Annotated in this window: 10 protein-coding genes, 1 tRNA gene and 1 pseudogene; 5 read left to right on the plus strand and 7 right to left on the minus strand. The window is 61.7% G+C overall.

From position 1 onward, the window contains the following. From lptB to ptsN, 4 genes are all read left to right on the plus strand, one after another. Positions 1-656: LPS export ABC transporter ATP-binding protein (gene lptB, locus WB528_RS10860; protein ID WP_423888416.1), on the plus strand; the 656-nt coding region annotated here is incomplete at its 5' end. A 109-nt stretch (positions 657-765) separates the two neighbouring features. After that, a complete protein-coding gene (gene rpoN / locus WB528_RS10865; protein WP_423888417.1) occupies positions 766-2403 on the plus strand; it encodes an RNA polymerase factor sigma-54 in 1638 nt (545 codons plus the stop codon). Between the two features lie 73 nt (positions 2404-2476). After that, positions 2477-3085, plus strand: a complete 609-nt coding sequence (gene hpf, locus WB528_RS10870; RefSeq protein WP_423888418.1) for a ribosome hibernation-promoting factor, HPF/YfiA family — start codon at positions 2477-2479, stop codon at positions 3083-3085. Between the two features lie 352 nt (positions 3086-3437). Then, positions 3438-3899, plus strand: a complete 462-nt coding sequence (gene ptsN / locus WB528_RS10875) for a PTS IIA-like nitrogen regulatory protein PtsN (protein ID WP_423888419.1) — start codon at positions 3438-3440, stop codon at positions 3897-3899. Positions 3900-4004: 105 nt separating this feature from the next. On the opposite strand, the gene WB528_RS10880 is transcribed toward ptsN, so the two are convergent. The 4 genes from WB528_RS10880 to WB528_RS10895 form a co-directional block, all read right to left on the minus strand. After that, positions 4005-4268, minus strand: coding sequence for a DUF1150 family protein (locus WB528_RS10880; protein ID WP_423888420.1), 264 nt, complete (start codon positions 4266-4268; stop codon positions 4005-4007). Between the two features lie 49 nt (positions 4269-4317). After that, positions 4318-4743, minus strand: a complete 426-nt coding sequence (locus WB528_RS10885; RefSeq protein ID WP_325635016.1) for an Hsp20 family protein — start codon at positions 4741-4743, stop codon at positions 4318-4320. A 189-nt stretch (positions 4744-4932) separates the two neighbouring features. After that, complete coding sequence (locus WB528_RS10890) at positions 4933-6132, minus strand: CaiB/BaiF CoA transferase family protein (protein ID WP_423888421.1); 1200 nt, start codon at positions 6130-6132, stop codon at positions 4933-4935. A gap of 365 nt (positions 6133-6497) precedes the next feature. Next, entirely contained in the window at positions 6498-6923 is a 426-nt protein-coding gene (locus WB528_RS10895) for an organic hydroperoxide resistance protein (RefSeq protein ID WP_423888422.1), read from the minus strand. Positions 6924-7079: 156 nt separating this feature from the next. On the opposite strand from WB528_RS10895, the gene WB528_RS10900 reads away from it, so the two are divergent. Beyond that, entirely contained in the window at positions 7080-7541 is a 462-nt protein-coding gene (locus tag WB528_RS10900) for a MarR family winged helix-turn-helix transcriptional regulator (protein ID WP_423888423.1), read from the plus strand. 8 nt (positions 7542-7549) lie between these two features. Here WB528_RS10900 and WB528_RS10905 read toward each other — a convergent pair whose 3' ends face one another. The 3 genes and pseudogenes from WB528_RS10905 to WB528_RS10915 all read right to left on the minus strand — a co-directional run. Continuing rightward, positions 7550-7786: a GIY-YIG nuclease family protein gene (locus tag WB528_RS10905; protein ID WP_423888424.1), complete on the minus strand. Its 237-nt coding sequence runs from the start codon at positions 7784-7786 to the stop codon at positions 7550-7552. 142 nt (positions 7787-7928) lie between these two features. Continuing rightward, positions 7929-8004, minus strand: a tRNA-Ala gene (locus tag WB528_RS10910). 149 nt (positions 8005-8153) lie between these two features. Continuing rightward, positions 8154-8261: pseudogene (locus tag WB528_RS10915) on the minus strand (TIGR02300 family protein); the annotation flags it as partial.

Genomic DNA, 8261 nt, shown 5'->3' on the forward strand with positions numbered 1-8261 from the left:
GCATCTATGTCCGCCGCGGCGAAGCTGTCGGTCTGTTGGGGCCGAACGGCGCCGGCAAGACGACGGTGTTCTATATGATCACCGGTCTGATCAAGGCCGATCGCGGCGCCATCGAGCTCGATGGCCACGACGTCACGAAGTTGCCGATGTACCAGCGCGCCCGGCTCGGCATCGGTTATCTGCCGCAGGAAGCATCGATTTTTCGCGGCCTCACCGTCGAGCAGAATATCCGCGCGGTGCTCGAGGTTGTCGAACCCTCACGCAAAAAGCGCGAGGCGGAGCTCGATTCGCTGCTCGACGAATTCAACATCACGCGGCTCCGCAAGACGCCGTCGATTGCGCTATCGGGTGGCGAGCGTCGCCGCGTCGAAATCGCGCGCGCCTTGGCGACGCGACCCAATTACATGCTGCTCGACGAACCCTTTGCAGGCATCGACCCGATCGCGGTCGGCGACATTCAGGACCTGGTCCGGCATCTCACCAACCGCGGGATCGGCGTCCTGATCACCGACCACAATGTGCGGGAAACGCTCGGGCTGACCGACCGCGCCTATATCGTCTATGCCGGTGAGATCCTGACCGAAGGCAGCCCCGAGGAGATCGTCAGCGACCCGGACGTCCGGAGGCTCTATCTGGGCGAAGAATTCCGCCTCTGAGGGGGCGCGACGCGGGTCTTTTTTACGCGAAGTCAAGCCGTATACATCGGCTCGAGACTAGTTTAAGCAAGAATCGGACCAAGTTTTTTGGGAATCGGTTCTTGCCTCCATGGCGCTGACGCAGAGACTAGAATTTCGCCAGTCGCAGTCGCTGGTGATGACGCCGCAGCTGATGCAGGCGATCAAGCTGCTTCAGCTCTCTAACCTCGACCTTTCGGCCTTCGTCGAGGAGGAATTGGAGCGGAATCCGCTGCTTGAGCGCGAGAGCGAGGGCCCGCCGGAAGCGCCGGTTGCGGGCGAGCCGGCGGCCGGAACCCTTGAGGTGGCAGAAGGCGGTTTTGGCGAGGAATCCGCGGGCGATTTCGCCGATTCGGGGGCCGACGGCTTCGAGCCCTCCCAAGAAGAATGGATGAATCGCGACCTCGGCAGCCGCGCCGAGATCGAACAGACCCTCGATACGCCGCTGGACAACGTATTTTCGGAAGAACCGGCGGAAGCCGCCGCCCGCAACGCGCAGGATGCGGCGCCCTCTACCTACACCGAATGGGGTGGCGGCGCCTCCAATGACGACGGCTACAATCTGGAAGCCTTTGCGGCGGCCGAAGTGACGCTGTCCGGTCATCTGGCCGAGCAACTGGCGGTGGCTTTCGCCGTGCCCGCCCAGCGCATGATCGGCCAATACCTGATCGATCTGGTCGATGAGGCCGGCTATGTGCCGCCCGATCTCGGACAGGCCGCCGAGCGGCTCGGCGCTTCCGAGGGCGATGTCGAGGCGGTGCTCGCCGTGTTGCAGAAATTCGATCCGCCCGGAGTTTGCGCGCGCTCGCTGAGCGAATGCCTGGCGATCCAGTTGCGCGACCTCAACCGGTACGATCCCGCGATGCAGGCGCTGGTGGAAAATCTCGAGCTTCTGGCCAAGCGCGACATCGCGGCTTTGCGAAAACTGTGCGGCGTCGACGACGAAGATATCACCGACATGATCGGCGAAATCCGAAGGCTCGATCCGAAGCCGGGCTTGAAGTTCAGCTCGGCCCGCACGCAAACCGTGGTGCCGGATGTCTATGTGCGGCCGGGTCCCGATGGCGGATGGCATGTCGAACTCAACAGCGAAACGCTGCCGCGCGTGCTGGTCAACCAGAGCTATTACACGGAACTGTCGAAGACGATCCGGAAGGACGGCGACAAATCCTATTTCAGCGATTGCCTGCAGAACGCGACCTGGCTGGTTCGCGCACTCGACCAGCGCGCCCGCACCATCCTGAAAGTTGCGACCGAAATCGTCCGCCAGCAGGACGGCTTCTTCACGCATGGCGTTGCGCATCTGCGGCCGCTTAACCTGAAGGCGGTTGCCGACGCGATCCAGATGCATGAATCGACGGTCTCGCGCGTTACCGCCAACAAATACATGGCGACCAATCGCGGCATCTTCGAACTGAAATACTTCTTTACCGCCTCGATCGCATCGGCCGATGGCGGCGAAGCCCATTCGGCGGAGGCGGTGCGCCACCACATCAAACAACTGATCGACGCGGAAGACCCCGCGCTCATTCTCTCCGACGACACCATCGTGGAACGATTGCGCGCAACCGGCATTGATATCGCCCGTCGTACCGTCGCCAAGTACCGTGAGGCCATGCGGATTCCATCGTCGGTGCAGCGGCGGCGCGACAAACAAAGTATGCTTGGCAATGCCCTTTCAGCGCCCGCCACATCTTCCGACCGCTCGCGCGATCCTCAGCCCGCCTGATTGCGTCCCACGGGAATCGGAATAGGGTTGGTGTGCGCATTCGTGGTTTCTGGGCCAGGAATCGAGGCACCCCATGACTCTCCGGATCTCAGGCAAGAGCATCTCGGTCGGCGACGCCTTGCGCGGACGGGTAAGTGAACGCACCGAAGAAGTACTGCGCAAATATTTCGACGGCAATTATTCCGGGCATATCACGCTGAGCAAGGACGGCTCCGGCTTCCGCACCGATTGCGCGCTGCATCTTGATTCAGGCATCACGCTGGAAGCGGACTGCAGCGCCGGCGATGCCTACGCGAGCGCCGACCAGGCGCTGTTGATGATCGAAAAGCGGCTGCGCCGCTACAAGAGCCGCCTGAAGGATCGCTCTGTGCGCAAGGCCCATGCGGCTTCCGAAGCGCTGGCGGGGATCGTCGCGCCGACGCTTGACGCGCCGAGTTACGTGATCGAGGCGCCTTCTGAAGGCGATGAAGAGTTGACCGGCTATAGCCCCGTCATCATCGCCGAGGCCACCACCTCATTGAAGCGCCTCTCGGTCTCGGAAGCGGTCATGGAACTGGATCTGACCGGCGCGGCCTGTCTGGTGTTCCAGCATGGTTCGAGCGGCCGGATAAACATCATCTATCGTCGCGTGGACGGCAACGTCGGGTGGATCGATCCCCCGGCGGTGAAGGCCGCGGGCTAAGGGCAAAAAGTCGCGTTGCGAAGCGCAAAACGGAAATCCGATTTTGCGGAAAGATCATGGCGAAACAACAAATTAATGCGTCGTGGCGATTCGATCGGAAGCCATCCGCCCAAGGCGAAATCGGTGCAAAATCGGCATTGACGGGCGGGGGGACCCTCCCTATGTTCCGCGCCCTTAACGATACCGGTTGGCGGTATCTTTACGGGTGTTGGCACCGCTCTTGCGTTGGAGTAGAAGCCCACCCAGTTAGGACCGGGGTGGTGGGCGGCCGCCTTTCCGACCTCGTTCGCCCGCCGACGTCTATTCACAACCTGACGATCGATTTACCTCGCAATTTACCTCGGAACGCTCCATGACGATTACCGATCTGGTCGCACCCGAGGCGATTCTCCCGGCACTGAAAGTCAACAGCAAGAAGCAGGCGTTGCAGGAACTGGCGGCGCGGGCAGCAAGCCTGACCGGACAGAACGAGCGCGCGATTTTCGAGGTGCTGCTGCAGCGGGAGAAGCTCGGAACGACGGCCGTGGGATACGGCGTTGCGATCCCGCACGGCAAACTTCCCAAGCTGGAAAAAATCTTCGGCCTGTTCGCGAGACTCGAACGTCCGATCGATTTCGAGGCGATGGACGGCCAGCCGGTCGATCTCGTGTTTCTGCTGCTGGCGCCGGAAGGTGCGGGCGCCGATCACCTGAAAGCGCTGGCGCGAATCGCCCGGCTGTTGCGCGATCAGGACGTGGCGAAGAAGCTGCGCGCCTCGCGCGAGGCTCAGGCGATCTATTCGGTGCTGGCGCTGCCGCCCGCGAGTGCGGCCTGATCCTGCTGTTGACTTAAAAACGCGGACTGTTCCCGACGCCTGCCGGAACAATTCCGCGTTTGATCAACCCATGTGCCGCGCGACGCGTCGGCGGCAGCCGCGGCATCAGTGCACGCTCACGGCCTCGAGTTCGTTGCTCCAGGCGTTCGCAATCGCAGCTTCGCGCGAGTCGGTCAGCATGATCGGTGTGCCGTCGGCGGCATGAAGCGCAAACAGCTTCAATCCCGGCGCGATCGTGGGCGCCTGCGGAAACAGGCCCGGCACATCCTCGGAACGGATCTGCTTCACATAGGCGATATGGCCTTCGCCCAGGCTCGCCAGCGCCTCCAGGGAGACGTGAGGCTCTAATGCGATATTTACTTCAGTCATGGTCTCGACTCCTTCTGAGTCCAAGCGGTCGAGTCCGCTACTCGTTCCATTATTCGTGCTCATTGATAGCAATTGTCTTAACGACCTTTTCCGGCTCGGGCCGGGCCAGATCGATCGACAACAGCCCGTTTTTCAGGTCCGCGCCCAGCACCAGCATCCCCTCCGCCAGCACAAAGGTGCGCTGGAAGTGGCGCGCGGCGATGCCGCGATGGATGTATTGCCGGGCCTTGTCGTCCTGCTGGCGTCCACGGATGACGAGCTGATTTTCCTCAGTAGTTACATCGAGTTGGTCGCGGGTAAATCCGGCCACCGCAAGCGTGATGCGCAATCTTTCCGGCTGCCCATTGCTGCGGTCGCAACGCTCGATGTTGTAGGGAGGATAGCCGTCAGCGCCTTTGACGACGCGATCGAGCGCACGCTCGATTTCGTCAAATCCCAGCAGAAACGGACTCGATAACGAGGGAACACGAGACATATTTGCAAAGTCCTCTCGAAGCGACTTTGAAGTTCCGGGGCCCTTGCGGCGCCCCCAACATGACCTGAAGGTGGATTCACCTCCCGGTCACAGGCCAATATGGGCATAATTCGGGGGTGTTCAAGCGCCCCATGCCTGGGTTGCAAACGCTTTCCCCAGAGGCTTTCCGAAGCGTTACCAACGCGTCCCTTAATGGCGTCGCCGGGTAGCGACCACGCCCTTGGCCGTCAGGGCCTCGATCTCGGACGTCGAGTAGCCGAACTCCTTGAGCACCTCGGCGGTGTGCTGGCCGAAGGCGGGCGGGACGTTGCGCAGGCTTGGCTTGCTGCGCGCCAGCCGGATCGGCGAGGCCACGCCCTTGTACCAGTCCTTCTCGACGACATCGCCGCGATAGCTGGCGTGAGCGCCAGTCAGCGCCTTGTCGATCGACTGGACCGGGCCGGCCGGGAGGCCGGCGGCCAAGAGGCGATCGCATAAGGGTTCTGCATCGTGCTGGCTGAAGACGGCGGCGAGTTCCTCGCGCAGGGCCTCGCGATTGGCGATGCGGTCCTTGTTGCGGGCAAACCGCGGATCGGACGCGAGGTCGGGCTTGCCGATCTCCTTGCAGAGCTTGCGGAAGGTGCCGTCATTGCCAACGCCGATAAAGATGTTGTCGGTCCGGGTCGAGAAGATCGCATAAGGCACGAGGTTCGGATGCTCGTTGCCGGTCAATGAGGGCGGCTTGCCATGCATGAAATAATTCGCCGCATGCGGATGCATCACGGATAGCCCGGTCTCGAACAGCGTGGTTTCGAGAAACTGCCCCTGGCCCGAGCGCTGCCGCTCCGACAGCGCCATCAGGATGCCGATCGCGGCATAAAGGCCGGTGGTGATGTCGACCACGGGAACGCCGATCCGCATCGGGCCCGATTGCGGCGAGCCGGTCGCCATGATCATTCCGGTCATGGCCTGGATGATCGCGTCATAGCCCGGATTGCCGCCGCGCGGCCCGTCGGCGCCAAAGCCGGAAATGCGGCAGTGGACCAGCCGTGGAAATTTCACGCGGAGCACATCGTTGCCGATGCCCCATTTGTCGAGCGTGCCGGGCTTGAAATTCTCGATCAGCACGTCGGCGCCTTCGAGCATCTTCATCAGGACGACGCGACCGCCCTCGCTGGCCAGATCGAGCCCGATCGAGCGCTTGTTGCGGTTGATGCCGACGAAGTAGGCGGCGTCTTCACCGTGGAAGGGCGGTCCCCAGTCGCGCACCTCGTCGCCCGCCGGCGGCTCGACCTTGATCACGTTCGCGCCGTGGTCGGCGAGGATCTGCGTGCAGTAAGGCCCGCCGAGCACGCGCGTGAGGTCGATCACGCGCAAGCCCGTCATCGCGCCCGAACCAGTCTCAGTCATTGAAAACCCTTGCTCAAATCCGTCCCTAGAGCTCCGATTCCGAAGTTCGCACGGTATCGCGGCAACCTCCGATGCGAGCTTAGGAACTTCAAATTCGCCGCACTAGTGGTCCAGTTCTAACATTCGCATCCCCTCGAAGCGGGCATCTTTTGCGAATGCTAGAATTATAGGACCACTAGCAAATATGGGTTTCTAGTGGAGTTTGGGATTTGACATTCGCCTTACGAACCTGCGGCGAGGTGGGTAGCGAATGTCAAATCCACTCCCCTAGGGATTTCAGAGCTAGCGGGCTTCTTGGGCGGCTTCAAATGCTTTTCGAGCAGAGCGCCCAGCCACCACGGCGGGCCGCTCTGCTGGAATTTGCATCAGACCACCGTCAGGCGGACGTCGACGTTATTGCGCGTGGCGTTGGAGTAGGGGCACACCTGATGCGCCTTGGCCACCAGCGCCTCGGCGTCGGCACGGGCCAATCCGGGAAGCGAAACTTCAAGCGCGATATCGAGCCCGAAGCCGCCTTCCGAGCGCGGACCGATGCCGACCGTTGACGTCACCGCCGCATCGGCGGGCACTTTCGGGCCGCCTTGCGAGGAGACGAATTTCATCGCGCCGATGAAGCAGGCGGCGTAGCCGGCCGCGAAAAGCTGTTCGGGATTGTTGCCGGCACCGCCTCCGCCGCCGAGTTCCTTGGGCGTCGTGAGATTGACGTCGAGCGCGCCGTCCAGCGTCGCGGCGTGGCCGTCGCGGCCGCCGGTGGCCTTGGCCTGGGTCTTGTAGAGCACGTTCACAGACATCGCAGTCTCCTTTGTTCGTTGTCTCGATGCAATCCATATTGCAAACAATTAGATTGTGCACAATATAAAAAGCATGATCTCACGTTTAATTGTCCGCAATTGAATGCGGGCATCGCGCGGCCCACAATGGCCGCCAGTTGTGACGAGGATAATGAAATGGTCCGAAAACCGCCGGCCGCCGACCAGATGCTGCGGCTCGACAACCAGATTTGCTTTGCGGTCTATTCGGCCGCGCATGCGTTCAACCGGGTCTACAAGCCACTGCTCGACCGGCTGGGTCTGACCTATCCGCAATACCTTGTCATGCTGGTGCTCTGGGAGCGCGACGGCGTGCCCGTCAAGGAGATCGGCGAGCGGCTATTCCTGGACTCCGGCACGCTGACCCCGCTGCTCAAGCGGCTGGAGCAGGCCGGGCTCATCGAGCGCAACCGCTCGACCGAGGACGAACGGCAGGTGCTGATTGGCCTGACCGCGCACGGTCACGCGCTAAAGGACAAAGCGCGGTCGGTGCCGCCGTCGATCCTCGCCGCTTCGCAATGCTCAGTCGCGGAATTATCGGCCATGAAGGACGAAATCTTCGCGCTGCGCGATCGGCTCAATGCGTTGGCCGGGGGGTAGGGGTGGAGCTAGAGGTGTTTCTTCGTAAATGCTCGGCCTGAGCCTGATTTTAGATATTTCTCGAACGCGAATGCACGCTCTTCATTGCCGAATGCGACGTAGGATTTAAGCTTCCAAGGGCGGTACTTCGATGTGTGAGACACTTCGCCTGCATTGTGTTTTAAGAGTCGCGCGGACACATCGTCGGTAACGCCGACATAGAAGTGCTCGCCGCCGAGGCCTTCCAGAATGTAGACGTATTTCACCGGGTATCCCCCCAAGGCAGGATACAGCAAAGAGGAGGAAATCTTAGGCGCTATCGCCCGCCTTCGCCCGTGCGGGCTACGGCGCGGCAGCCTCCGCTACGATATGGCTCGCCGAGCCGAAGCAGGCGAAGCCTGCGGAGGCTGGTGGAGCCAGGCGGGATCGAACCGCCGACCTCTTGCATGCCATGCAAGCGCTCTCCCAGCTGAGCTATGGCCCCGTAACTCCAACTTTTAGCACGATCTCCGCACAACCGATTAGGCGTTTGTCGCGAGGGAAAACCAGATACCGCGTTTCCCGTTCATGCCCGCCGCGCGGCTTGGATGACGCGCGTCGTCTCAAAACCCTGAACACAGTTCAGGGCCGATCTCAAGTCTCCTCGTCGCCGCCGACATCGCCGATGATATCGGTAACGTCTTCGTCGCCTTCTTCTTCGTCGGCGATGAAGGTGGAGTCGTCATCATCGTCGTCTTCGAT

The sequence above is a fragment of the Bradyrhizobium sp. genome (genome assembly GCF_049586575.1).
Lineage (GTDB): Bacteria > Pseudomonadota > Alphaproteobacteria > Rhizobiales > Xanthobacteraceae > Bradyrhizobium.